Annotated in this window: 25 protein-coding genes; 21 read left to right on the forward strand and 4 right to left on the reverse strand. The window is 39.6% G+C overall.

The window, feature by feature from the left end; all coding sequences use genetic code 11:
- Window positions 1-145: 145 nt before the first annotated feature.
- The 21 genes from V471_RS04910 (at window position 146) to metG (ending at window position 20,359) form a co-directional block, all read left to right on the forward strand.
- A complete protein-coding gene (locus V471_RS04910) occupies window positions 146-1,687 on the forward strand; it encodes a YfhO family protein (RefSeq protein ID WP_232326839.1) in 1,542 nt (513 codons plus the stop codon).
- Between the two features lie 157 nt (window positions 1,688-1,844).
- Entirely contained in the window at window positions 1,845-2,255 is a 411-nt protein-coding gene (locus tag V471_RS04915) for a peptide deformylase (RefSeq protein ID WP_014633541.1), read from the forward strand.
- Between the two features lie 185 nt (window positions 2,256-2,440).
- On the forward strand, window positions 2,441-2,884 hold the full coding sequence (locus V471_RS04920; RefSeq protein ID WP_002885568.1) for a MarR family winged helix-turn-helix transcriptional regulator: 444 nt from the start codon (window positions 2,441-2,443) through the stop codon (window positions 2,882-2,884).
- 3 nt (window positions 2,885-2,887) lie between these two features.
- Complete coding sequence (locus V471_RS04925; RefSeq protein ID WP_084871161.1) at window positions 2,888-4,702, forward strand: ABC transporter ATP-binding protein; 1,815 nt, start codon at window positions 2,888-2,890, stop codon at window positions 4,700-4,702.
- Entirely contained in the window at window positions 4,692-6,470 is a 1,779-nt protein-coding gene (locus V471_RS04930) for an ABC transporter ATP-binding protein (RefSeq protein ID WP_049529161.1), read from the forward strand. Before V471_RS04925 ends, V471_RS04930 begins: the two co-directional genes overlap by 11 nt.
- Window positions 6,471-6,577: 107 nt before the next feature.
- Window positions 6,578-7,201: a GNAT family N-acetyltransferase gene (locus V471_RS04935; protein WP_002886697.1), complete on the forward strand. Its 624-nt coding sequence runs from the start codon at window positions 6,578-6,580 to the stop codon at window positions 7,199-7,201.
- A gap of 147 nt (window positions 7,202-7,348) precedes the next feature.
- A complete protein-coding gene (locus V471_RS04940; protein ID WP_049529160.1) occupies window positions 7,349-7,972 on the forward strand; it encodes a GTP pyrophosphokinase in 624 nt (207 codons plus the stop codon).
- 1 nt (window position 7,973) lies between these two features.
- Window positions 7,974-8,651, forward strand: coding sequence for a response regulator transcription factor (locus tag V471_RS04945; protein ID WP_084871162.1), 678 nt, complete (start codon window positions 7,974-7,976; stop codon window positions 8,649-8,651).
- Window positions 8,652-8,664: 13 nt separating this feature from the next.
- The gene (locus V471_RS04950; RefSeq protein WP_049529158.1) at window positions 8,665-9,888 is read left to right on the forward strand and encodes a sensor histidine kinase; all 1,224 of its coding nucleotides are present in this window, start codon (window positions 8,665-8,667) and stop codon (window positions 9,886-9,888) included.
- 235 nt (window positions 9,889-10,123) lie between these two features.
- A complete protein-coding gene (pyrH, locus tag V471_RS04955) occupies window positions 10,124-10,861 on the forward strand; it encodes a UMP kinase (RefSeq protein WP_002885551.1) in 738 nt (245 codons plus the stop codon).
- Between the two features lie 14 nt (window positions 10,862-10,875).
- Entirely contained in the window at window positions 10,876-11,433 is a 558-nt protein-coding gene (gene frr, locus V471_RS04960; protein ID WP_002886708.1) for a ribosome recycling factor, read from the forward strand.
- 89 nt (window positions 11,434-11,522) lie between these two features.
- Window positions 11,523-12,380 carry an RNA-binding virulence regulatory protein CvfB gene (gene cvfB / locus V471_RS04965; RefSeq protein ID WP_002886710.1) on the forward strand — a complete coding sequence of 286 codons (858 nt, stop codon included), beginning with the start codon at window positions 11,523-11,525 and terminating at the stop codon, window positions 12,378-12,380.
- Between the two features lie 8 nt (window positions 12,381-12,388).
- A complete protein-coding gene (locus V471_RS04970) occupies window positions 12,389-12,604 on the forward strand; it encodes a YozE family protein (protein ID WP_002885591.1) in 216 nt (71 codons plus the stop codon).
- 239 nt (window positions 12,605-12,843) lie between these two features.
- Complete coding sequence (locus V471_RS04975) at window positions 12,844-14,046, forward strand: LysM peptidoglycan-binding domain-containing protein (RefSeq protein ID WP_084871163.1); 1,203 nt, start codon at window positions 12,844-12,846, stop codon at window positions 14,044-14,046.
- A 79-nt stretch (window positions 14,047-14,125) separates the two neighbouring features.
- Complete coding sequence (locus V471_RS04980; RefSeq protein WP_084871164.1) at window positions 14,126-15,190, forward strand: PhoH family protein; 1,065 nt, start codon at window positions 14,126-14,128, stop codon at window positions 15,188-15,190.
- A gap of 124 nt (window positions 15,191-15,314) precedes the next feature.
- The gene (locus tag V471_RS11305; protein ID WP_002886713.1) at window positions 15,315-15,446 is read left to right on the forward strand and encodes a hypothetical protein; all 132 of its coding nucleotides are present in this window, start codon (window positions 15,315-15,317) and stop codon (window positions 15,444-15,446) included.
- A 108-nt stretch (window positions 15,447-15,554) separates the two neighbouring features.
- Window positions 15,555-15,824, forward strand: a complete 270-nt coding sequence (locus V471_RS11190; protein ID WP_232326840.1) for a hypothetical protein — start codon at window positions 15,555-15,557, stop codon at window positions 15,822-15,824.
- The gene (locus V471_RS11195; RefSeq protein ID WP_232326841.1) at window positions 15,799-16,014 is read left to right on the forward strand and encodes a hypothetical protein; all 216 of its coding nucleotides are present in this window, start codon (window positions 15,799-15,801) and stop codon (window positions 16,012-16,014) included. Before V471_RS11190 ends, V471_RS11195 begins: the two co-directional genes overlap by 26 nt.
- 152 nt (window positions 16,015-16,166) lie before the next feature.
- Window positions 16,167-17,249, forward strand: coding sequence for a zinc ribbon domain-containing protein (locus V471_RS04990; protein ID WP_084871165.1), 1,083 nt, complete (start codon window positions 16,167-16,169; stop codon window positions 17,247-17,249).
- Between the two features lie 130 nt (window positions 17,250-17,379).
- Window positions 17,380-18,258, forward strand: a complete 879-nt coding sequence (locus V471_RS04995) for a flagellar basal body-associated FliL family protein (protein ID WP_014633530.1) — start codon at window positions 17,380-17,382, stop codon at window positions 18,256-18,258.
- 109 nt (window positions 18,259-18,367) lie between these two features.
- Window positions 18,368-20,359: a methionine--tRNA ligase gene (metG, locus tag V471_RS05000; protein WP_002886717.1), complete on the forward strand. Its 1,992-nt coding sequence runs from the start codon at window positions 18,368-18,370 to the stop codon at window positions 20,357-20,359.
- 154 nt (window positions 20,360-20,513) lie between these two features.
- On the opposite strand, the gene V471_RS05005 is transcribed toward metG, so the two are convergent.
- From V471_RS05005 to V471_RS05020, 4 genes are all read right to left on the reverse strand, one after another.
- Complete coding sequence (locus tag V471_RS05005) at window positions 20,514-22,001, reverse strand: IS1182 family transposase (RefSeq protein ID WP_084871166.1); 1,488 nt, start codon at window positions 21,999-22,001, stop codon at window positions 20,514-20,516.
- Between the two features lie 124 nt (window positions 22,002-22,125).
- On the reverse strand, window positions 22,126-22,971 hold the full coding sequence (locus V471_RS05010; RefSeq protein ID WP_002886720.1) for an aldo/keto reductase: 846 nt from the start codon (window positions 22,969-22,971) through the stop codon (window positions 22,126-22,128).
- Window positions 22,972-22,981: 10 nt separating this feature from the next.
- Complete coding sequence (locus V471_RS05015) at window positions 22,982-23,878, reverse strand: LysR family transcriptional regulator (RefSeq protein ID WP_002885507.1); 897 nt, start codon at window positions 23,876-23,878, stop codon at window positions 22,982-22,984.
- A gap of 239 nt (window positions 23,879-24,117) precedes the next feature.
- Window positions 24,118-24,858, reverse strand: a complete 741-nt coding sequence (locus tag V471_RS05020; RefSeq protein WP_002886723.1) for a CPBP family intramembrane glutamic endopeptidase — start codon at window positions 24,856-24,858, stop codon at window positions 24,118-24,120.
- Between the last annotated feature and the right edge of the window lie 136 nt (window positions 24,859-24,994).

The raw sequence follows: 24,994 nt of genomic DNA on the forward strand, positions 1-24,994 counted from the left end.
TCTAGAGTAGATTTTTATGAATTAGAATATGAGAGGAATAATCGTGAGTCTTGGAAAGGATCCCTGTGGGGCAAAAGAAAAGAAGTATACTAATCAGACAGTCATTCTAATAAGTTTCTTGATCAGCATAGTGTCGATACTGCCTATGTTCTTTTTTAGGGACAAGCTTTATGGTGATGATATTGTCTTTCACATTAACCGACTGTTATCCTTGGATACTGTCTGGAAGAGTCCTATCAATTTTACAACTAACGGAGGGACTGGACAATTAATCAATACCTTTTATCCCTGGTTAACCTATTATCCTATTTTTATAATCTATAAGCTGACTCAGTCAGTCTTTGTAGCCTGGATGAGTTTTCAATTTCTTGTTCGCTTTGTAACTTGTTTGCTTAGTTTTTACGGATTACGTTTATTGAACTATTCTGATAAACAGGTGATGATATTTGTTACCTTTTATCTCTTTTCGGGTTATTTCTTGCACAATTCTTATTATCGGGCAGCCGTTGGCGAAATGCTGGCTATGATTTTTTTACCTCTAGTTTTCGTTGGCGTTCGTTTGATAACATTTGGAGATTATAAGAAATGGTGGGTTTTGACTCTTGGCATGCTTGGTTTAGTCTATTCCCATGTCTTATCTGTCCTTTTGGCTTCTCTTATGATTTTCATAGCAGTGGTAGCTAGTTTTGGGATTTGGGATAATAAAAAAGAACGTATTCTAGGATTTCTTAAGGCCACTCTTGTCACTCTTAGTATGTCTCTAGCTTTCTTTGTTCCTATGATAGAGCAATTCAAGTATGTCACCCTACGAACGACTTTTAAACCGCTCCTATCCAAGACTGCCTTAAGTCTGGCAGACAACTGGGAGTTGATTCTAAAAAGTGATGTAAGGACTCCATCAGTTAATCTTCTCTATCTCCTGGGTCTAGTGCTAAGCCTGATCTTTGCTAAGCGTTTTGTGAAGGATAAGGAAGCTAGAATTTACCTTTTTATTTCTCTTGTTTTGGCTTTTTTAACTTTGAATAGTTTTCCTTGGCAGTTATTACAGGAGAGTCCAGTATCCAACCTTCAATTTCCTTGGAGATTATGGAGTTTTGCCTTGCTTTTCTTCAGTTTAGCCTTGGCTAATATCTTGGAAAATATGTCTATGAAGGCAACGACGATACTTGTCTTGTTTGGTCTTTGCCTGAATATGTTTCAGATTGTTACTGTCCAAGATAAGATGACTAAAGCCAAGAATATATTGCCAAGCAATACAAAAGTCACGAGAGAGATGCTAGCTAAGGGAACTTATAAAAATATAAATGGCGATTACACCAATAAAGAAGTGTCCTTTGGCTTTGTCTTTGACAAACATCTTTTCTTGGATAATCAGGAAATTAAGTCAACCATCAGACGTTCTCCAAAGGAGCTAGCACTTACAGTAGATAACGAGTCAAAAGAAGCTAAAGTCTTGTCACTACCAGTTTTCTACTATAAAGGACAAGAAGCGAGGATTGATGGAAAAAGAGTAACTACTTACTTAGCTAAGGAAAAGAATCCAACTAATCTAGTCCTACCACCAGGTAAGCATGGTGTCGTTTTGACCTATAGCTATACCCCAGTTGCCAAATTGGCAATGGGTGTTTCAACTATTAGTCTTTTGGCGTTTATTGGTTATTTGTATAGAGTGAAGAAAGATGACTAAAAAGAAGCCTGCGGGTTTCTTTTTTTGTCTGTTTTACTAGAGGGTAGGCCTTTTGATATAATAGGTCAAGGTGATTAATATGAAATTGAAAACCTCCGTCTCTGATAAAAGAAGGAGATATGATTTCATAGTTTAGATAAGAAAAGGGAGTAAATAGATGATAAAAACTATCGTAAAGGATGTCTTTTTCCTTGGACAAAAATCGACAGAAGCGACTAAAGAAGACCTCTATTTGGCTAAAGATTTACGTGATACACTGGAGTTTCATAAGGATGCCTGTGTGGGTATGGCTGCCAATATGATTGGCGTTAAAAAGCGTGTTATTATCGTCAATATCGGTTTTGTTAATCTAGTTATGTTTAATCCTGTTTTAGTCAGCAAGTCCTCACCTTTTCAAACAGAGGAGTCTTGTTTGTCATTAGAGGGAAGTCGTCCAACAAAACGTTATGAGTCGATTGAGGTTGCTTATTTAGATGAACAATGGATGCCTAAACAGTTAAGTTTTTCTGGCATGCCAGCTCAAATTATTCAACATGAATTGGATCATTTGGAGGGGATTATTATTTAGATAGCCTAGCCCAAGTGGGCTAGATTTTTGAGTTCAAATCCTTAATAATCATAGTTACAGGAGTGAGAGTGGAAAGCAATTTTTTTCTCACTCTTTTTTAGTTCTCATAAGAACTTTTTTCTTGACATTAGTTCTCATAAGAACTAAAATAGTTTCCATGAGAATTATTCAAGGAGGGACTTGCGATGCATGGAAAAGATACTTTTAGTGAATTCAGAGAATTCATCAATACTATGGAATCTCGCGTGCAAGAGTTAGGAAAGGTCCATGGGGTTGAGCATTTAGCTGGCCCACAAGGATTTGCCGTCAAGTATTTGTCTGACAATCAAGATAAAGAAATCTTTATCAAAGACATTGAAAAAAGACTATGTATTTCTAAATCAGTGGCTAGTAATTTGGTCAAACGAATGGAAAAAAATGGTTTTGTTGAGTTGGTGACATCGGACAAGGATAAACGCTACAAGTATGTTCATCTGACAGACTTAGGTAAAAAGAAAGCTCGAGATGTCAAACATTTTCGAGAGGCCATCCATGAACAGCTGTTAGAAGGTATTTCCAAAGAAGATGCTGAAACAGCCTTTCGTGTCTTTCACCAAATTCGTATGAATTTAGAAAAAAATAAGGAGTAACTTATGTTTAAAATTTTTAAACGTTTGACGACAAAAGAGTTAATCATGATTGTCTTAGTGGTGATTTTTGTTTGCTTGAACGTCTATTTAAACTTGAAAATTCCAGACTATATGTCTGATATTACGACACTCTTATCAACTAAGGGAACTAAAGCGTCGGATATTTTTGCCTGGAATACAGATGCCCCAGGGATGCGAATGCTTTTAATGTCATTTGCAGGCTTTATGGCTTCTGTAGTTGTTGGTTTCTTAGCTGCCAGAACAGCGGCAAGTTTTACCACCCGTCTTCGTGATGATATCTTCCATCAGGTTCTAGATTTTTCGGATGCTGAGATTAAGAAATTCTCAATTCCTAGTCTTTTGACCCGTACGACAAATGATATTACCCAATTGCAGCTGGTACTTACCATGGGGTTACAGGTTATTACACAGGGGCCTATCATGGCCATTTGGGCGATTACAAAGATTGCCGATAAAAATGGGAACTGGCTCCTTGCCTTGCTTGTCGCTGTGGCAGTGATTGCCATTCTCATGCTCTTCCTCTTGATTATGGTTATGCCTAAGCAACGCTTGATTCAAACTCTGACCGATAAACTGAATAGCGTAACGCGTGAATCTCTTACTGGAATTCGTGTGGTGCGTGCCTATAACGCCGAAAGTTATCAAGAGGATAAATTTGAAAAGGCCAATACTGATTTGACCCAAAACAATCTCTTTATCGGTCGTTCTTTGGCCTTACTGACACCGGTAATGACTGCTGTATCAAGTGGTTTGACACTGGCTATTTATTGGATTGGTGCACATTTGATTGAAGATGTTAAGATTCCAACAGATCCAACTAAGATTGCTGGTGCCATGGAAAATAAGATCCATCTTTTCTCAGACATGGTGGTTTATTCATCTTATGCCATGCAGGTTGTTATGGGATTCATGATGATGATTGTTGTTTTCTTCCTTCTTCCACGTGCAGTTGTAGCAGCTGGTCGTATCAATGAAGTTCTAGATACCCAATCTTCAGTCTCTTATCCTGAAAATAGTTCTAAAAAACCTAAAGAAGTGGGTACTGTCGAATTTGATGATGTTTCCTTCCGTTATTCTGAAACTTCAGAGCCTGTTTTGGAGCATGTTAGCTTCAAAGCTAAAAAAGGTGACACGGTTGCCTTTATTGGTTCGACTGGATCTGGTAAATCAACGCTTGTCAACCTTATCCCACGTTTTTATGATGCCACGCAAGGAACAATCAAGGTTGACGGAGTAGATGTGCGACATTACGACCATGAAACCTTGCACAATATAGTCGGTTATATTCCACAGAAGGCTGTGCTTTTCTCAGGTGATATCACGTCAAATATGACGATGGGAACGAGCAATAACAGTCCCCTTGATGATGCTAAGATTTGGGAAGCCCTTGAATTGGCTCAAGGAAAAGACTTTGTTGAAAATAAAGAAGGTCAACTTAAAGCAGAAGTTGCCCAAGCTGGGTCTAACTTCTCAGGTGGACAGAAGCAACGTTTGGCTATTGCGCGTGCCTTGGCACGTAAGCCTGAAATCTTGATTTTCGATGATTCCTTCTCAGCCTTGGACTATAAGACCGATCGTAAGTTACGTCAAGAATTGGCTGAAAAAACACAAGATATGACCAAGTTGATTGTTGCCCAACGTATCTCTACTATTATGGATGCGGACCAAATCTTGGTACTTGACCAAGGTAAGGTCGTTGGTCAAGGGACTCACAAGGAACTCTTGGCAAATAATGAGGTTTACCAAGAAATTGCCTATTCACAATTGTCTAAGGAGGAGTTAGAAAATGGAAAATAAGCCAAAAACATCATCCTATAAACGCTTAAAACCCTATATTAAAGGTTTCCAAATTCCGTTTGTCCTTGCGATTTTTGGAGCAATTATTTCAGCGGTCATTACAGTTATTGGACCAGATAAGCTTAAAGAAATTACCAATACTATTACTGAAGGGATTACACCTACTAAAATGGGGACAATTCCAGGTATTGATTTGGACAAGGTAGCAAGTATTGCTATGACCTTGGCTGTTCTCTATGCCATTTCAGCGATTGTTGGTTACTTACAAAGCTTTACGGTTGCGACAGTTACACAACGCTTTTCACAACGTTTCCGTACAGCTATCCAAAAGAAAATCAATAGTGTTCCTCTTAATTATTTTGATAGTCACTCTCAAGGGGATACCCTCTCTCGTGTGACCAATGACGTTGACCTTTTGGGACAATCGCTTAGTCAAGGTTTAGGTACCTTGATTACTTCAAGTGTTCTCTTGGTGGCAGCCATTATTATGATGTTCTACTCAAATGTCACTATGGCTTTCACTGCGATTGGTTCTGTCTTGATAGGTTTTGTTCTGGTAGCCTTCATCATGGGCTTCTCGCAACCCCTTTTCAAACGCCAACAAGAAAATTTGGCTAATATTAATGGTTATATTGAAGAAATCTACACGGGTCAAGCAGTCGTAACGAGTTACAATGCTGCTCAAGAAAGCAGTCAAGCTTTCAAGGGACTTAATGATAAACTCTATAAATCGATGTGGCAATCACAGTTTATCTCAGGTATTATGATGCCACTTATGATTTTCATTGGGAACTTTGGTTATGTTATGGTCTGTCTTGTGGGTGCCATCAAAGTTATTGATGGTATCTTGACGATTGGTGATGTGGTAGCCTTCATGACCTATGTTCGTATCTTCTCCCAACCTCTTTCTCAAATTGCACAAGGGATTACACAACTCCAATCAGCTACTGCAGCCATTGGTCGTATCTTTGAATTTTTGGAAGAAAAAGATATGGACGACGAGTCAGCTAAGACAGCTGAGTTGACAGATACTAAAGGTCAAGTAGTCTTTGATCATGTTTCCTTTGGTTATACTCCTGAAAAGACTATTATTCATGACTTTTCAGCCCTTGCTAAGCCAGGTCAAAAGATTGCGATCGTTGGTCCAACAGGTGCTGGTAAGACGACTATTGTTAACCTGCTTATGAAGTTCTATAACATCGACCAAGGTCGTATTACCATTGACGGTGTGGATACTAATGACATGAAACGTGAAACCGTTCATGATCAATTCTCTATGGTGCTTCAAGACACTTGGCTCTTTGAAGGTACTATTCGTGATAATTTGATTTACAACCAAGAGAATATTTCTGATGAGCAAGTTATTGCTGCAGCTAAGGCTGTCGGTGTTCACCACTTCATCACCACACTTCCAAAGGGGTATGATACTTATTTGGATGATTCTGTGACCTTATCAGTTGGTCAGAAACAGCTCTTGACCATTGCGCGTGCGCTTCTTAAGGACGCCCCTCTTCTTATCTTGGATGAAGCGACATCATCAGTTGACACCCGAACAGAAGAATTGATTCAAAAAGCCATGGACAAGCTTATGGAAGGTCGGACTTCCTTTGTCATTGCCCACCGCTTATCAACCATTCGAAATGCTGACCTTATTCTTGTGATGAAAGATGGTAACATTATTGAACAGGGCAATCATGATGAGCTCATGGCAGCAGATGGTTTCTATGCTGATCTTTATAATAGTCAATTTACAGAAGAAGTTGCCTAAACTTTTCTTATAAAATTATAAGATTTTACAAAAATCTATAGCACGTATGACTGTCAGTCATGCGTTTTGTGTTATACTGAAAAAAACAGACAGATTAGGAGATTATGATGCAATATCGCAAAGCAAGACTAGACGAAGTTCAGGAAGTTGCACAAGTATGTGCAGATGCCTTTGAAGATTACCCCTATCTTTCAATGATTGCCAGTAATTTAAAGAATCCTGAACAGTATAAGGAATTTGTCTTAGCCTTGCAGGAAGTGTTGGTGCGTTTGGCGATTAAACAGGACTCATGTTTGGTGGCTGAAAAGGACGGTCGCATTGTTGCGGCAGCTATTTTACAGCATCAGACGATTTCTATGCTTAATTATCTTCAAAATGGGGCGACCAAGCTTTTCAGTTTTATAAGCATCACTAAGTTGTTCAAGTATTTTAACTTTGTTGAAGAGTCCGAAAGACATCTGGAAGATTCTGCAGAATACGACTGGTACCTGATGATGTTGGCGGTGACTCCAGATTATCAAAGAAAAGGGATAGGAAGTCTCTTTTTGCTTGAAGGGGTTGAACCCTTTGTACGTAGTACAGGAGGTCACAGCCTTGGCTTGATTACCAATCGTGATTACAATGTACCTTTCTACGAAAAAAATGGCTACAAACAATGTGGTTATAAGGTTTTGACCTACGAAACACACAAACTAGGCAACTGGCCTTTTGTCAAATCACTTGATGCATAGCCTTGTGCTATTTAACTTAGATAAGCAAAATGAATCTGGCTTCGGCTGGATTTTTTTCTTAGCTTTAGAGTCCTTCTTGTCTGGCTCATTCCTTATTTTTAAGTCTAACTATGCTATAATTAGGAAACGCTATTAGAGGAGGTTTATATGTCAACTCCAAGTATTTATGGGGAATATGCTCAGTATCTCCCCAAGATTTTACAAGAAATAACAGACCCGATTATTGCGGCTAATATTACTAGCAAAAAAGAAACAGGCTTTAAACTCTATGAACATTTTATTTCACGAATCAAAGAAAGCGATTCTATGCGTGAAAAGTGTCTTAGGAAAAATTTGCCTGAAACCAGCCAATCTGCTCTCAAAGAAATTCGTGACAGTATTGGAATTCGAATCGTTTGTGGCTTTGTTGATGATATTTATAAAACTATCGATGTCATCAAGACTATCCCTGGCGTTTCTATCTATAACGAGAAAGATTACATTTTAAATGCTAAGCCCAATGGCTATCGTTCTTACCACCTCATTTTGGAAATCGAAACCGAGTTTCCAGATGTCTTAGGAAATGAGAAAGGAACCTATTTTGTTGAGGTTCAGCTTCGAACCATCGCTCAGGATTCTTGGGCCAGTTTGGAGCATCAGATGAAGTACAAGCACGACATCAAAAATCCAGAAATGATTACCCGTGAGCTTAAGCGCTGTGCGGATGAATTAGCTTCATGCGATTTGACCATGCAGACCATCCGTAACTTAATTCAAGAAGGAGGGGACTAGAATGGCTTTGAAAATTCTACTAGCTGAGGATGAAGAGGCTCTTTCTCGAGTTTACAAGGCAGCCCTAGAGCATCAGGGTTATGAGGTGGATCAAGCATTCAATGGGCAAGAGGCTGTTGATTTAGCTGCACAAAATGCCTATCAAGTGATGATCATGGATATTATGATGCCCATTAAAACAGGTATCGAGGCCCTGAAAGAGATTCGCTCTTCTGGGGACAGGACACATGTCATTATGTTGACAGCTATGGCTGAAATTGATGATCGCGTGACCGGGCTTGATGCTGGGGCAGACGATTACTTGACCAAGCCAATCTCCCTTAAGGAACTTTTGGCTCGTCTGCGCTCATTAGAACGTCGTGTGAGTGAGAGCTTCACTGCCAAAATTTTGACTCTTGGTTCTGTTCGTTTGGACCAAGAAGAGCAGGAGTTGGTAGCTGGGAACGCTATTCGACTTTCAAGCAGAGAGACAAAGTTAATGGCCCACTTCATGCTTAATCCTGCTAAGAAATTAACGACTGAGCACCTTTTTAAGACCATCTGGGAGGATGAGGGAGATGTGGACGAGTCGATTGTCTGGGTCTATATTTCCTATCTGCGTCAGAAATTGCAAGCCATCCAGGCTGACATCAGCATTCTTGGTGAAAAAGGTGGCGACTTTTGCCTTCTCGCCAATTAGAGAGGAGTAGCTCATGTTTAGACGTTTACGACTTCAATTTATTACGATTGCTTCCTTGGCTATCCTCTTTATCTTGGTCTTTACGGTGGGAATCATCAATACTGTGAGGTCCTTTCAGACGGAGCAGGAAATTAGTAAGGTTCTCAATACACTCACAGAAAATAATGGTAGTTTTGGAAAAACGAAAAAAATTGAGATCAATCAAGGGCGTGAAATTCCATCAGATAGTTTTCGTTTTTTCAGCGCGACCTTGTCTGGTGATGAAGTGGTCAGTCAGGATACCAGTCATACTTCCTTGATAAATGATGAAGAGGCCGCTACTTATGCCCGTGCAGCTAGCCGAATGACGAGTACTCTTGGAACCATTAGAGAAAAAAATATTAATCTCAGTTATCAGGTTAGTAAAGTCAGCAAAAATAAGATCCTTGTGGTCTTTCTGGACACAACCTCTTATTATAATTCTTCCCAAGCCTTGTTAAGTCTTTCTATCCTTTTATCAATGTTTGGCTTTATCTTTTTTGTCATCATTGTCAGTGCCCTATCAGGAATTGTCATTCGTCCCTTCATTCGAAACTACGAAAAGCAGCGACGTTTTATTACCAATGCTGGTCATGAATTAAAGACACCATTGGCCATTATTTCTGCTAATACGGAGCTACAAGAACTCATGACTGGAGAGAATGAGTGGACCAAGTCGACGAATGACCAGGTGGCACGTTTGACCACTTTAATCAATTCTCTGGTAGCCCTATCTCGTCTGGAGGAGCAGCCGGATATCGTTCTTCAAGATGTAGATTTTTCCTATATTACTGAGGATGCAGCAGAGGACTTTAAGGGGCCTGTCGTTCGAGATGGTAAATCTTTCGTTATGGACATCACACCGGATATTCATGTGAAAGCAGAGGAGAAGTCTCTCTTTGAACTTGTAACCCTCCTTGTGGATAATGCTAACAAGTATTGTGATCCAGAAGGGACTGTAACCGTAAGGCTCCGTCAGATTGGAAGGACACGAAAACGGGCTCGTCTAGAAGTGTCAAACACCTATAAAGATGGTAAGGATGTTGACTATAGTAAGTTTTTTGAGCGTTTTTATCGTATCGAAGAATCCCATAATAACAGAGAACACAAGGGGTTTGGTATTGGCCTCTCCATGGCTCAAAGCATGGTCAAATTATTTAAGGGGCGTATCTTTGCCTCTTATAAAAATGACACCATCACCTTTACGGTTATCTTGTAAGGATATTTTTTAAATATTTGACTAGGTGAAAACCCTAATTTATGATAAAATAGTAAGGATGAAGATTTAGTGTTTTCTTTGCAAAAAAGAAACCATTTTCTTATCCTAATCATAAAAAGGAGATGCTCGAATGAGCCCTTTAACCACCTTAAAGGGCTGGTAATTGACGACTTAGGAAAGATAAATCTCAGCTAAGAATCAAATCATAAAACAAAATAGTTAATAGGGAGAAATCATGGCAGAACCAAAATACAAACGTGTCCTCATTAAGCTTTCAGGTGAAGCTCTAGCTGGTGAACGAGGTGTTGGGATTGATCTTCCAACTGTCCAGGCTATGGCTAAGGAAATTGCTGAGGTAGCGGATTCAGGTATTCAAATTGCTCTAGTTATCGGTGGTGGTAACCTTTGGCGTGGTGAACCTGCAGCTGAAGCAGGAATGGATCGTGTTCAAGCAGACTACACTGGAATGCTTGGAACAACTATGAATGCCCTTGTTATGGCAGATAGTTTGAAACAACTCGGTGTTGATACACGTGTTCAAACAGCGATTGATATGAAATCTGTGGCAGAGCCTTATATTCGTGGTCGTGCCCTTCGTCACCTTGAAAAAGGTCGTATTGTTATCTTTGCAGCAGGTATTGGTTCACCATACTTCTCAACAGATACAACAGCGGCTCTCCGTGCAGCTGAAATCGAAGCTGATGCTATTCTTATGGCTAAAAACGGTGTTGATGGTGTCTACAATGACGACCCTCGTAAAAACGCTGATGCCGTTAAGTTTGACGAATTGACACACGTGGAAGTTATTAAACGTGGCTTGAAAATTATGGATGCCACAGCTTCTACCCTTTCAATGGATAATGACATTGACCTTGTTGTCTTCAATATGAATGAACCAGGAAACATCAAACGTGTTATCTTTGGTGAACAAATTGGAACAACTGTATCTAACAAAGCAGAATCACACAAATAAGAAAGAGAGAATTTATGACAAACGCAATTATTGAAAAAGCAAAAGAACGTTTCACCCACTCACACGAGTCATTGGCCCGTGAATTTGGATCTATCCGTGCAGGCCGTGCCAATGCATCACTTCTTGACCGTATCACTGTAGAATACTATGGTGCTCCAACACCACTTAACCAATTGGCTTCAATCACTGTTCCTGAAGCACGTGTTCTTTTGATTTCACCATTTGATAAAGGTTCAATTGCTGATATCGAACGTGCAATCAACGAATCTGATCTTGGTATTAACCCAGCTAACGATGGTTCTGTTGTGCGCTTGGTTATCCCAGCACTTACAGAAGAAACACGTAAAGAGTTAGCTAAAGAAGTGAAAAAAGTCGGTGAAAATGCTAAAATCGCTATCCGTAACATCCGCCGTGATGCAATGGATGAAGCTAAGAAGCAAGAAAAAGACAAAGAAATCACAGAAGATCAATTGAAAGCTTTGGAAAAAGATATCCAAAAAGCAACTGATGACGCTGTTAAGAAGATTGACAGCATGACAGCAGAAAAGGAAAAAGAACTCCTTACTGTTTAATCAATAGAAAAATAAGGAGAGTGGGACAGAAGCAAAAGAGCATGGACTATGTTAGCTTCCTTGTCCGACTCTCTTTTTAGAGGAAAAAGATGAATACATTACTTGGAACAATTATTACTGCCCTAGTAACAGATGAAAATGACAAATTTTATTTTGTTCAAAAGGACGGTGTGACCTTTGCCTTGTCTAAAGAAGAAGGGGAACACGCCATTGGTGACATGGTGACAGGTTTCGCCTATACAGATAGCAAGCAAAAATCACGTCTGACTCAAAAGGAAATCAAAGCAACTCGTGATTCTTACGATTGGGGAGAGGTCACTGAAGTTCGTAAGGATTTGGGTGTCTTTGTAGATGTGGGAATTCCAGATAAGGAGATTGTTGTCTCTCTTGATGTTTTACCGGAACTCAAAGAGCTTTGGCCTAAGAAAGGTGACAAGCTCTATATCAAACTCGATGTGGATAAAAAAGACCGTATTTGGGGGCTTCCTGCTGAACCTGAGGTCTTTCAACGTATGGCTGGTCCCGCTTACGATAATATGCAAAACCAAAAATGGCCAGCCATTGCCTACCGTCTCAAACTCTCAGGAACCTTTGTTTATCTACCAGAGAATAACATGCTTGGTTTCATCCATCCCTCAGAACGTTATGCTGAGCCACGCTTAGGTCAGGTCCTTGAAGCGCGTGTGATTGGGTTCAGAGAAGTTGACCGTACCCTCAATCTTTCTCTTAAACCACGTTCTTTTGAAATGCTTGAAAATGATGCTCAGATGATTTTGACTTATTTAGAGAGCAATGGTGGCTTTATGACGCTTAATGACAAGTCATCACCAGCAGATATCAAGGCAACCTTCGGTATTTCTAAGGGACAATTTAAGAAAGCTTTAGGTGGTCTGATGAAGGCTAAAAAAGTCAAACAAGACCAGTTTGGAACAGAATTAATCGGTTAGGAGAAGGCATGAGAAAATCCTTTTATACTTGGTTGATGGCCCAGCGTAATCCGAAATCCAATGAACCAGTAGCAATCTTGGCTGACTTGGCTTTTGAAGATTCAACCTTCCCGAAGCATACTGATGACTTCGAAGAAGTTAGTCGTTACTTGGAAGATCAAGCTAGTTTTTCCTTTAATTTGGGGCAGTTTGACCAGATTTGGGAAGATTATCTGGCTCATTAATAGCGACTAAGTCTACGATAAGCATAATGACTTTTAGCATTTTCTTTAAAAAGTAATTACCATTTGAATTGGTATGAATTGTTACAATTTTTTACAAATATCTCAGCTTTTTTTCAATAAATTAGGCTTGTTACAACTAGTTAGTAATTGCTTTAAAGTGCAGTAAATCACCCCTCTTTTGACAAAAAGTGTGGTATTATTGTATATGTTAAAATTGTTAAAAAAGGAATGAATTATACATGTTATCAAAATCTAAAACAACAAAGGCACTTCTTTACTCGACCGCTGCACTTTCACTTTTTGCTGCAAGTCATGTACATGCCGATGAAACTTCAAACTGGGTGGCACGTTCAGTAGATCAAATCAAAGCAGATATCGCTGTAAGTGATAACCAACAAACTTATACAGTTCAATACGGTGATACTTTGGGAAGTATCGCTGAAGCAATGGGTATCGATGTGAATGTTTTGGCTAACATCAATCAAATCACAAACATTGATTTGATTTACCCTGGGACAGTCTTGACAACAACATACAATGCTGATAATCAAGCTGTCTCTGTTAAAGTTGAAACTCCAGCTTCAGAAACATCAACTACACCTGTGGTTGCAGAAGCTAATTTGACAACTAACGAAGTGACTGTAAATGGTCAATCTGTAGTTGCAGCGGACTTGACAGCTCCAGTTGAAACAGTAAGCACAACAGCTACTCAAGTACCTGCTACAGAAGAGTCAACTCAAGCTGTTTCAGAAGTAACAGAAGCTATCGCATCAGCATCAGAAGCACCAGCATACGCAGAAACTGAACAACCAGTTGCTGATGCTATTGATCATGTCACTGCGTCAGCAGAGGCTACACCTGAAGCAGAAACTACTCCAGCTGCTGAAACACCAGCACAACCTGAAGTAAAAGAAGAAGCTCCAGCGGTAGAACCAGCAGCAACATCAGAAGCGTCTTCAGAAGCACCAGCGACTTCAGAAGCGCCAGCAGAACAGCCAGCGGCAGAACCAGCAGCAACATCAGAAGTAGCATCAGAAGCACCAGTAGCTTCAGAGGCACCAGCAGTACAACCTGCATCAACGAATACACTTCCAACGGATCCACACCTTCAACCACAAGCTGAAGCTTTCCGTCAAGATGTAGCAGCACAATTCGGTCTTACTGATATCGGTGGTTACCGTGAAGGTGATCCACAAGACCATGGTCAAGGACTTGCCGTTGACGTTATGGTTCCAGTTGGTTCAGAAGTTGGTAATCAAGTCGCTCAATATGCAGTAGACAATATCTCAAATGCAGGTATCTCATATATCATCTACAGACAACAATTCTACGCACCAGTAGATAATATCTACGGACCAGCAAACACTTGGAACCAAATGCCTGACCGTGGTAGCATTACTGAAAACCACTATGACCACGTTCACGTATCATTTAACGCATAATTAAGAATTACAAAAAGTCACGCTTGGCGTGATTTTTTTGATATAATGGAGAAAAAGACGAAAGAAAGAGGAACTCTATTTGCAAGAGTATTCTGTTGAAATTACCCTAAATCACCCAGATGATGTCTTGTCACTTTTTGGGACCAATGAGCGCCATCTAAAACTTATTGAAGAAAACCTAAATGTTATCATTCATGCTCGAACAGAGCGTGTGCAAATCCTTGGTGATGACGAGGAAAGTGTTGAATTGGCCCGTTTGACCATTCAAGCCCTCCTTGTTTTAGTGGAGCGTGGAATGCTAGTCAACACTTCAGATGTTGTCGCAGCCTTAACCATGGCTCAAGATGGTTCGATTGACAAGTTTGTTGCCCTTTACGAAGAAGAAATTATTAAGGACAATAGTGGCAAACCAATCCGAGTGAAGACCTTGGGGCAAAAGGTTTATGTTGATACCATTAAAAACCATGATGTGGTCTTTGGGATTGGTCCAGCTGGTACAGGGAAGACCTTTTTAGCGGTTACCCTTGCGGTTACAGCCCTTAAACGTGGTCAGGTTAAACGTATTGTTCTGACACGTCCAGCAGTTGAGGCAGGAGAGAGCCTCGGTTTCTTGCCTGGTGATCTTAAGGAAAAGGTGGATCCTTACCTTCGTCCTGTCTATGATGCCCTTTATCAAATTCTTGGTAAAGAACAAACGACCCGCCTTATGGAACGTGAAATTATTGAGATTGCCCCCCTCGCTTATATGCGTGGTCGTACCCTCGAGGATGCCTTTGTTATTCTTGATGAGGCACAAAATACAACCATCATGCAAATGAAGATGTTCTTGACTCGTCTTGGTTTTAATTCTAAGATGATTGTCAATGGGGACATGAGTCAGATTGACTTGCCACGTCGTGTTAAATCAGGCCTTGTCGATGCTATGGAGAAATTGAAGGGAATCAAGGCTATTGATTTTGTTCACTTCTCTGCTAGCGATGTCGTACGTCACCCAGTTGTGGCTGATATCATTAATGCTTATGAAAAAGATGCACCTAAAGTTGACTTTGGGGAAAAATCAGAGGAAACAAACAAGGTTGAAGAAGAAACAGCGTCAGGATTGACTGAATACCCAGTTATTGGTGCTGAGGATCTTAAAAAATAAATAGCTAAAAAGAGGTTTGAGAGTAGTATTCTCAGCCTCTTTTTCCTTTACAGTCATGTCATTAGCTTTTCCCCTAGTTTTGGTAAAATAGTATTGAATAACAGGCCAGTAAGGGGGGAGAGGTATGACTAAAGCAAAAAAATGGAAGATTGCTATCATTGTATTGCTTGGATTTGTTGCGACAGTCTTGATAGCCATAGGAGAGGGAAGATTTTGGAAGTATCAAGAGAACTATATTCCAGACGGTACTTATTAGATGATAAAATACGAGACTAAATCGGCATATTCCAATGAATTGATAAATCGGACTAAGCGGGGAGAGAATAATGATAGCTTATATGAGGATTTTATAGTAGTTGAGAATATGAAATCTCAATTTTATTATGTTTTTTATGGGGATGGGGAACCTTCTGTCTCACCATTTGAGCACGATGAAAAGCTCCCACAGACTTTTGACCCACGTACAGGGACTTTAAAACAGGATTTAACAGTCTCTGAATATAAAGCTCTAGTGATGTCTCATATTGATAAGATTTCTAAAAAGGGAGAGGAGTATTCAAGAGTAAAAGAAGTATCTGTCCAAAGGTGTATAGACGATTATAAAAAAAATGTTGAAGCAAAAAAGAACTTATGAAAAGCTCCCTAATGGTCTCGTTCTGACTGTTTATGCTAATGATGGACATATTGAGTCGCGTAGAACTTTTAAACGATTGAGCTCAGAGGAAGCCAAAGAGGTCAAAAGTGGTTATGATTGGGATTATGAGTATGCCTTGAAGCATTATAAATACAGGGAGCATTATGGGGATTATGCCATCTGGCGTTGAACCGCTTACCGAGCAAGTACCTCTTTACTATCGGGAATCATAACCTAATGTTTTATTAAAAAACCTTACAGTCTTTATGATAATTGTCAAATACTATTTCACCATTTATTTTGGTACAATAGAACGGTAGACCAATAAAAAAGGAGATTATTATGAACCAGCAAGAGTGGATTGAGTACTTTGAATTAGTCAACGGTCGCAAACCAACTCCCGCAGAGTTAGCTCAAGCTCAGGCAGCAGGCGAGTTTATCCTTGAACGACCTAATGTCTTTGGCTCAAATGGACAGGTGACGGAGCAAAGACCGATTAAGCCAGCTGAACCTGTGATAACGATGACGCAGCAGCCTCAGTTTGCCCAAACAACAGCAACCTTCCAACAAGTCGCACCTGCTAAAAAAGGTATGTCTAAGAAAACTAAGATTATTTTGGCATCAGTCTTTGGTTCCTTAGCAGCGATTTTACTTATTGTTGGGGGCTACTCACTATGGCGCTACCAATCAGGTAAGATTGCGGATGGAACATATGAGGTAGTAAGTTTTTCTTATTACAATGAAGATAAGAATAGAATGGTCGACGGCATTAAAGAATACAAGGATGAAGACACAAAATTGTTAGATTTTTTAGTTGTAAAGAAAAATCAATCTAATCATTACAATTATTTAGAAAGCGATGGGAAATCTTCAATTAGTCTAATTCAAAATGAGAAATCGATTCCTCAGAAATTTGATCCTTGGAACAGAACTCAAAGTCAAGTACTTAGTGCAGATGATGTTAAAGATATTGTCACTGATTATATGAAAAAAATGTCTAAAGAGTATTCTTTCTACTCAAAAGATGATGTTAAGAAAACTGTAAAAACAGCAGTTAGTGAATATAAAGATACTCTTAAAGAAACACGCACTTACGTAAAACATGGCGATGAATTTACGCTTAATATTTATGATAAAAAGGGTAAGTTAAAAATGACTACTACCTATAAGCTAATGAGCCGGGAAGATGGTGAAGAACGTAAGGATGATTATGATGATGCCGTTAAGGATTACAAGAAAGACCTAAAAGAGATTAGTGACAAGTATGACGAATATAGTGACTACGGTTATGGTTATGGCTACGATTACGGCTATGGTTATGGTAATGACTATGGTGACACCTATGGCGGATATAATGACGGTAAGAATAGTGGATCAAAATCAGATTCAAGTGATAGTAGTAAAAAATCTAGTGATAAAATTTAATCAGCCAATGATGTAAATGAGTAAAGTGGTACAAGAAGAAGAGCTAAAACTCCATTCTGGTATCGCTTTTCTTTATATGAAAATAGTCAAATAGCTTTGGAGTCTTTTTTCTGGTAGAATGGAAATATCAATGAAAAAGGGGACTTTTATGAACGAAAAAGAGTGGTTAGATTATTTCGAAACGATCAATAATCGTAAGCCGACAGAGGAAGAAATCCAACAAGCAAAAGCTAATGGGGAATTTATTTTTCAAGAGTCTAGGGACGAGGATGTTAATCCACAGCAAGCTCAGTTGAGTGACCAAGTAACACAACCCGTTTCACAAGTTGCTCCTGCTAAGACAGGCTTGTCTAAGAAAGCTAAAATTATTATTGCTTCTGTACTGGGGGCGATTGTCCTAGTGGCGCTTTCATTTGGTGGCTATGCGTTTATGCACCTGCAAGGTGGTAAAATACCTGAAGGAACCTATCTGCTTGAAACTTATCGCTTTTACCATAAAGATAAGAAGAAAATGGTTGATGGTATGGAATCTTTCAAGAAAAGTGGTCTAGAGGCTCATGATTTTGTTAAAGTCAAAGGTAATAATGTTAAATTTTATTTTTATACCTTAGCTGGCGGGAACAATCTGGTTGACTTTACAGACTATGATACTGACGAATCATACCGTCCAGATGCTTGGTCTGGAACGCTTAAACCAACCATGTCACTATCTGAATACACTAAAGTCATTGACCAAGCGGTAGATAATCAATACAAAATAAGTGAATACCGAACTAAGGCTGATAACGATGAAAGTAAAAAGATTTACGTTAAATCCTACAAAGAGTCTCTTGAAGAAACCGTTCGATACAAGGTTAAGGGTGATAAATTGATCGTCACAACTTATAATAAGAAAGGCAAACTTACAGAAGAAAGAAGCTTTAAACGTCTTTCAAAGGATGACGTGAAAAAATTAGACTATGACTATGAACGTGATGTCAGAGCTGATAAAAAGCGCTTCCAAAACTAGTAATGTTTAAAACCAGCTTAGCTGGTTTTTTTAGTGTCCAAAACGTGCTATAATAAGATGTTATATCATCAGTGTTAGCCCATTTGTTAACACATGAAAGGAAATTAAAATGACAAAAACATTCTACATCACAACACCTATCTACTACCCATCTGGTAAATTGCATATTGGTTCTGCCTATACAACCATTGCTTGTGACGTCTTGGCACGTTACAAACGTATGATGAACTATGATGTCTTCTACCTTACTGGGCTTGATGAACACGGCCAAAAGATTCAACAAAAGGCTGAAGAAGCAGGAATCACACCACAAGAGTATGTGGACGGTATGGCTGTTGGTGTTAAGGACCTCTGGCAACTTTTGGATATCTCATACGATAAATTCATCCGTACGACTGATGATTACCATGAAAAAGTAGTGGCACAAGTTTTTGAGCGCTTACTTGCTCAAGATGATATTTACTTGGGTGAATACTCTGGTTGGTACTCAGTCTCAGATGAGGAATTCTTTACAGAAAGTCAGCTGTCGGAAGTTTTCCGTGATGAAGATGGAAATGTAACGGGAGGTATTGCTCCATCAGGACACCAAGTAGAATGGGTATCTGAAGAATCTTACTTCCTTCGTCTCAGTAAATACCAAGACCGCTTGGTAGAATTTTTCAAATCGCATCCTGATTTCATCACTCCGGATGGTCGCCTTAATGAAATGCTTAAAAACTTCATCGAGCCAGGTTTGGAAGACTTAGCCGTGTCACGCACAACCTTCACTTGGGGGGTTAAAGTCCCATCCAATCCTAAACACGTGGTCTACGTCTGGATGGATGCTCTTCTCAACTATGTGACTGCTCTTGGTTATGGTCAGGATGAGCATGCTAACTTTGACAAGTTCTGGAACGGAACTGTCTTCCACATGGTCGGAAAAGACATCCTTCGCTTCCACTCCATCTACTGGCCAATCCTCCTCATGATGTTGAACATTAAATTGCCAGAACGTTTGATTGCCCACGGTTGGTTTGTCATGAAAGACGGTAAGATGTCTAAGTCTAAAGGAAATGTGATCTATCCAGAAATGTTGGTAGAACGTTTTGGTCTTGATCCACTCCGTTACTACCTCATGCGTAGTCTTCCTGTCGGTTCAGATGGTACCTTCACACCAGAAGACTATGTGGCTCGTATTAACTACGAGTTGGCTAATGACCTTGGAAACCTCCTCAACCGAACAGTTGCCATGATTAACAAGTATTTCGGTGGTCAAGTGCCTGCCTATGTTGAGAACGTTACAGACTTTGATGCTGATTTGGCTAAGGTTGTGGCTGAAAATATCGAAGAGTTCCACAAACAAATGAACGCTGTAGATTTCCCACGTGCCTTGGACGCCGTTTGGAACATCATTTCACGTACCAATAAGTATATTGATGAAACAGCTCCATGGGTTCTCGCCAAAGAAGATGGTGACAAGGAACAATTGGCAGCAGTTATGGCTCACTTGGCTGCTAGTCTTCGTGTCGTTGCCCACCTCATTCAACCATTCATGATGACCACTTCAAATGCCATTATGGAACAGCTCGGATTGTCAGGAGCGTTTGACCTTGAAAATCTTGAACTTTCAGGATTCCCAGAAAATGTGACAGTCATTTCAAAAGGAACTCCAATCTTCCCACGTCTGGATATGGACGAGGAAATTGCCTACATCCAATCTCAAATGAACGCAGGCAAACCTCAAGAGAAGGAATGGAACCCAGAAGAGGTTGAACTTAAGTCTGAAAAAGACCAAATCAAATTTGATGACTTTGACAAGGTTGAAATCCGTGTCGCTGAAGTTAAAGAAGTAGAAAAAGTCGAAGGTTCAGACAAATTGCTTCGCTTCCGTCTTGACGCTGGTGACGGTGAAGATCGTCAAATCCTCTCAGGTATTGCTAAATTCTATCCAAACGAACAAGAATTGGTCGGCAAGAAACTTCAAGTCGTGGCTAATCTCAAACCACGTAAGATGATGAAGAAATATGTCAGCCAAGGTATGATTCTTTCCGCAGAACATGACGGCAAACTCACTGTCTTGACAGTAGATTCATCGGTTCCAAACGGAAGTGTGATTGGGTAAAATATCATAAAAAATAGTTTATCAATTTTTTGAATTGGGAAACTGTTTTTTACTAATCTTCGGTTGTGAGTAAAGCGCTTGAAACACATCTTTGTTGAGTGCTTGGAAGTTTTGCTTCCTTAAAACCGGAAATCATCTACTCTTAAGGGAAGTCTTAAGAGGACCTAGTGTATAAGAAAACGAGTTCAGTCGAACTCGTTTCAGAATGAAGACAAACATCGTTTTTGATGTTTGTCTTTTTTATATTCTTACCTAATTCTCCTATAATCCAATAATATTGAGATATTTGGGTAAAATTATAGGTCTTTCCTGTCATCATTTTTACCAATTTTTTGATATTTAGACACGCTAAAGTAAGCCCAACCTTAGCTTCCATTTTGGACTTTCCTTTTTCTCTGGTATAACGTAAGTTATGATATTCTTTAGCTGTTCCGAATAACCGTTCTATCGTTTCTTTCCGGTGTTGATACCGTTCTTTCATACCACTTTGATGGCGAATATCTTCACAGACTTCTAGGGCATCTTTCCAAATATGACGCACAACAACTTTTTGGTGCTGGCGACTTTCAGTACAAATCGCTAACAAGGGACAGGTCTTACAAATTTTAGGATTACTTTTATACTCTCGATAACCTTCACGTGTGGTTGTACGATAAGTTAATACATGGTTCTCTGGACAAAGATAACAATCAAAATGCTCGTCATAGACAAAGTCTTTTGGACGTAAAAAATCTTTCTTACCTCTTGGTCTAGTGTAAGGGAAAACTGGTGTAATCCCTTTTTCTAGAAGAAACTTGGCAATACTAGGTGTTTTATAGCCTGAATCCGCAATAATGAATTCAGGTGAGAATGGTTCTAGTTTGACAAAAAGAGCAGAGAAAGCCTGACTATCATGGATGTTTCCTGCTTCAACCGTATAAGCTAAGGCCCAGCCGTGTTTATCACAAGCTACTTGAGCATTGTAAGCGAAGACTTCCTTATGTTCCCCCTTATGAAACCAACCACTGTCTGGGTCTGTCGTTGATTGTTTCTTAGGTTTAGCCTCGCTTTTTTTGGCGGGCTTTAAGAGCTTTTTTGCGTGTTTTCTCCTATCTAAATTAATCTCAATCTCCAGTTGTTCACTCATGAATTTAGCTTTTTGATCAATAACAACAGTTTTGTACTTATGATTATTAGCAGCTGCCTTGATATGGGTCCCATCAATGAAGATTTCTGAGGGATCAATGAGCCCCGCTTCCAAAACATGATGAAGCACATGACTAAAAATGTGTGCTAACACTTCCTTGTTTTGAAAGCGTCGGCTATAGTTCTTACCGTAAGTTGTAAAATGAGGCACCTTATCGTTCAGAGATAAGCCAAGAAACCAACGGTAAGCCGTATTCACCTCAATATCTTTAATGGTTTGGCGCATAGAACGAATGCCATAAAAACATTGAATCAACGGAATTTTAACTAATAAAACAGGGTCTAGACTAGGGCGACCATTATCCGAGGAATAACTATCTTCGACAAGATCATAAATAAAAGAGAAATCAATCGTTTCCTCGACTTTTCTTAGAAAATGGTCTTTAGGCACAAGTTCATCAAGCGTATAGAATCCTACTTGACGTCGATTGTATTCAGGATTTTCTTTGTGAAACATAGGAACACCTCATCAAATACCTTTTTCTTTTATTATACTCCTTCAAAGCAAGAAAAATCCCCAGAAGTATAACTTCTGAGGACTTTGTCTTCAATCTGAAACGAGTTCAGTCGAACTCGTTTTTTTATACACTATATTTCAATAAATGCTTAATGCGTTCCACACTTTCATCAGGACCATAGGCATCAGGGTATCGGTCTAGTTTACTGATAGCGTCAAGGTCTGCTTGGTCTAGGTGGAAGTCGAAGCTATTAAAGTTTTCTTTCATCCGTTCGATATGGGTACTTTTAGGAATGGTCAAAATCCCTTGTTGGGTTTGCCATCTGAGGATGACCTGGGCAACTGTCTTGCCATGTTTTTCAGCAATAGCAGTCAGAGTTGGGTCCTGAAAAATACCATCCTCTCCTCTATGAAAAGGAGCCCAGGCTTGCGTTAGGGTGCCGAATTCCTTATCAGCTTTCTGAATCAGTTTGTGTTGTTTATAGGGATGCAACTCGATTTGATTGACTGCTGGAATGACCGGTGTCTGCAAGGCAAAATCCGTCAAACGCCCTGTTGAGAAGTTAGAAACACCAATGGCTCTAATAAGTTCTTCATGCTTAAGCTCAATCATAGCACGCCAGGCACCATGTAAGTCGCCAAAAGGTTGATGAATCAAATATAAATCAAGATAGTCAGTATCTAGTTTGCGAAGTGTTTCTTTTAGGGCTAATTTGGTATCTTCGTAGCCAAGCTGGCTAATCCAGGCTTTACTAGTCAGGAAAATATCCTCGCGAGGGATACCAGATGCCTTAATAGCACGTCCCACGGCTTCCTCATTTCGATAAAGACTAGCAGTATCAATCAATCGAAAGCCTACAGAAAGAGCATCTTCAACGGCTTTTTGACATTCTTTTTGATCGAAAATTTGCCAGACACCAAAACCAAGCACAGGTATTTTGATGCCATTATTAAGTGTTTGAAATTCCATTTTCTTCTCCTTAGTGGTGGGGTAGTAAGCTATCCTGAATTTCCTCGATAAATGCTTGAATAATTGCGGATTGTTTCTGTTTATTATTGGTCACAAAACCCAAGGTGTGCTTTGGACTGTTCTTCAGTGGAAGTAAAACAATTTGGTCCTTAATGAAACTATTAACAATACCGAGGCCAGAAGCGTAACTATCTGAGGCACAGAGTAAATTCATGACACTGCCTCGGTCATTACTGTAAATCACTTGTTGGTCAGGCAGAACCTCGAGAGGATCTTCGTCAAAATGGATTCCAGAGCTTTCTTGACGAAAGCGGACCTGTGGGTATCCCTCTAAATCTTTGAGGTTGAGGGATTTTTTGTGAGCTAGGGGATGTTGGCGACCTAAGAAAATCTTAGTTTCAAACTCTCCGAGTGGGGTGAAAGTCAGATCCATGTGTTGGAAACTGCGTTCTAGGATATGGTCGTTGTCTTCATCTAGATAAATAATCCCCAGGTCACTTTCGAAGCTTTCAACGCTTTTGAGAATCTTCCTAGTCGTTGTTTCAATCAGTTGAAATTCTTGATAATCACTACGAAAACGTTGGGCAATGTGAGCCATAGGAAGTGATAAGAAATCGTAGTGGTGACTGGCAACAGTGAATGATTTCTTGAATGATTTACGGTAGCGTCCCTCTAGGAGATCTAACTCTCCAAGAATACGTTTGGCGTATTTGAGAAAATCATGACCGTCATCAGTTAGTTTGGCTCCTGTATTGGAACGCTCAAAGAGTTGGACGCCAAGTTCTTCCTCTAAGTCACGGATGGATGCTGAGAGATTAGGCTGAGTCAAAAAGAGTTTTTTAGCAGCCTTACTAAAAGACCCTGTTTCAGCGATAGTCTGAACATAGCGACATTGTTGAAAATTCATAAGCATCCCCTTTGAAAAAATATGATTGTAGGTCATATTATAACAAAATGAGAAGTCTAAAATCAGCAAAATTCTGATAGGAATAGATGAAGACCTGATATGAAATTTCTATGATTAAATCGTTTTAGGAGTAATTATGGAAATTGAGATAAGTCGTAAGAAAGCAGTTCTGATAAATGAAAAACTGCATCCACAGGTTAGACACTGAAAATCTAACTTATGGGATGCAGTTTGAAATATTAATCATTAAGATATCTAATGGCTTTCAATTTTTTAGGACGAATAAGGAAGAGTCCTAGGGCAATTAAAGGTAGCCAGAAAATGAAATTCCAGATACTTGTAGCTGGTGCAGCCTGTGTTGATTGCGAGAGAAGAACACTGGCAAAATCAACCAAACAGTGCAGAATAATAGTCCACCAGAGGCTACCAGTACGTAGGTAAATAGCAGCAAAGAATATTCCTATAGCTGTCGCATAATAAACTTGGAACAGGGTAGCATTCAAGGGTTGATGAGTGAGATTCCCGAGATGGGCCAAACCAAAAGATAAGGCAGACAAGAGAACGACTCCTAAAACCTGTTTTGAAGATCTAATACCATCTTGGAAGGCGAGTTTAAGGAAAAGTCCACGAAAAAAATATTCCTCAAAAAACCCGGCTCCTAAGGCAATAACCAAGGCAGTTCCTATCATATGAGGTGCTTTACTGATCCCCAAAGCAACCGCAGAAACATAGAAGAAATCTGCCAAAAGAAGAAACCAACAAACCCCTAAGGTTTCAGACCAACGTATCTTTTTAGTCGATTTGATCTTTAATCCAAGGCGTCTCTGTACGAGGAAATAGTATAGACACATAAGGCCAAGCGTTTTAATGAGATAACCAATATTCTCAGGCAGAGGCCTAAGAATCAAACGCAGTACAAGGTTCGCTAAAATAATACTAATCCCAAGAAGGATCAGCAATCTCATTTCTTTTTTTGTCATTGAAAAGTCCCCCAACTTTCTTAACATTTTTTTCAAGCATACGACGAAAAACATTTAAAGTCAAGGTCTTGAAGGTGTTTTTTTATGTGTTTTTAGTTATGAAGAGGCCAGTTCTTGATGACCTGTTTCTAATAGG

Origin of the sequence: Streptococcus salivarius, assembly GCF_002094975.1 — a bacterium.
GTDB classification, from domain to species: Bacteria; Bacillota; Bacilli; order Lactobacillales; family Streptococcaceae; genus Streptococcus; species Streptococcus salivarius_D.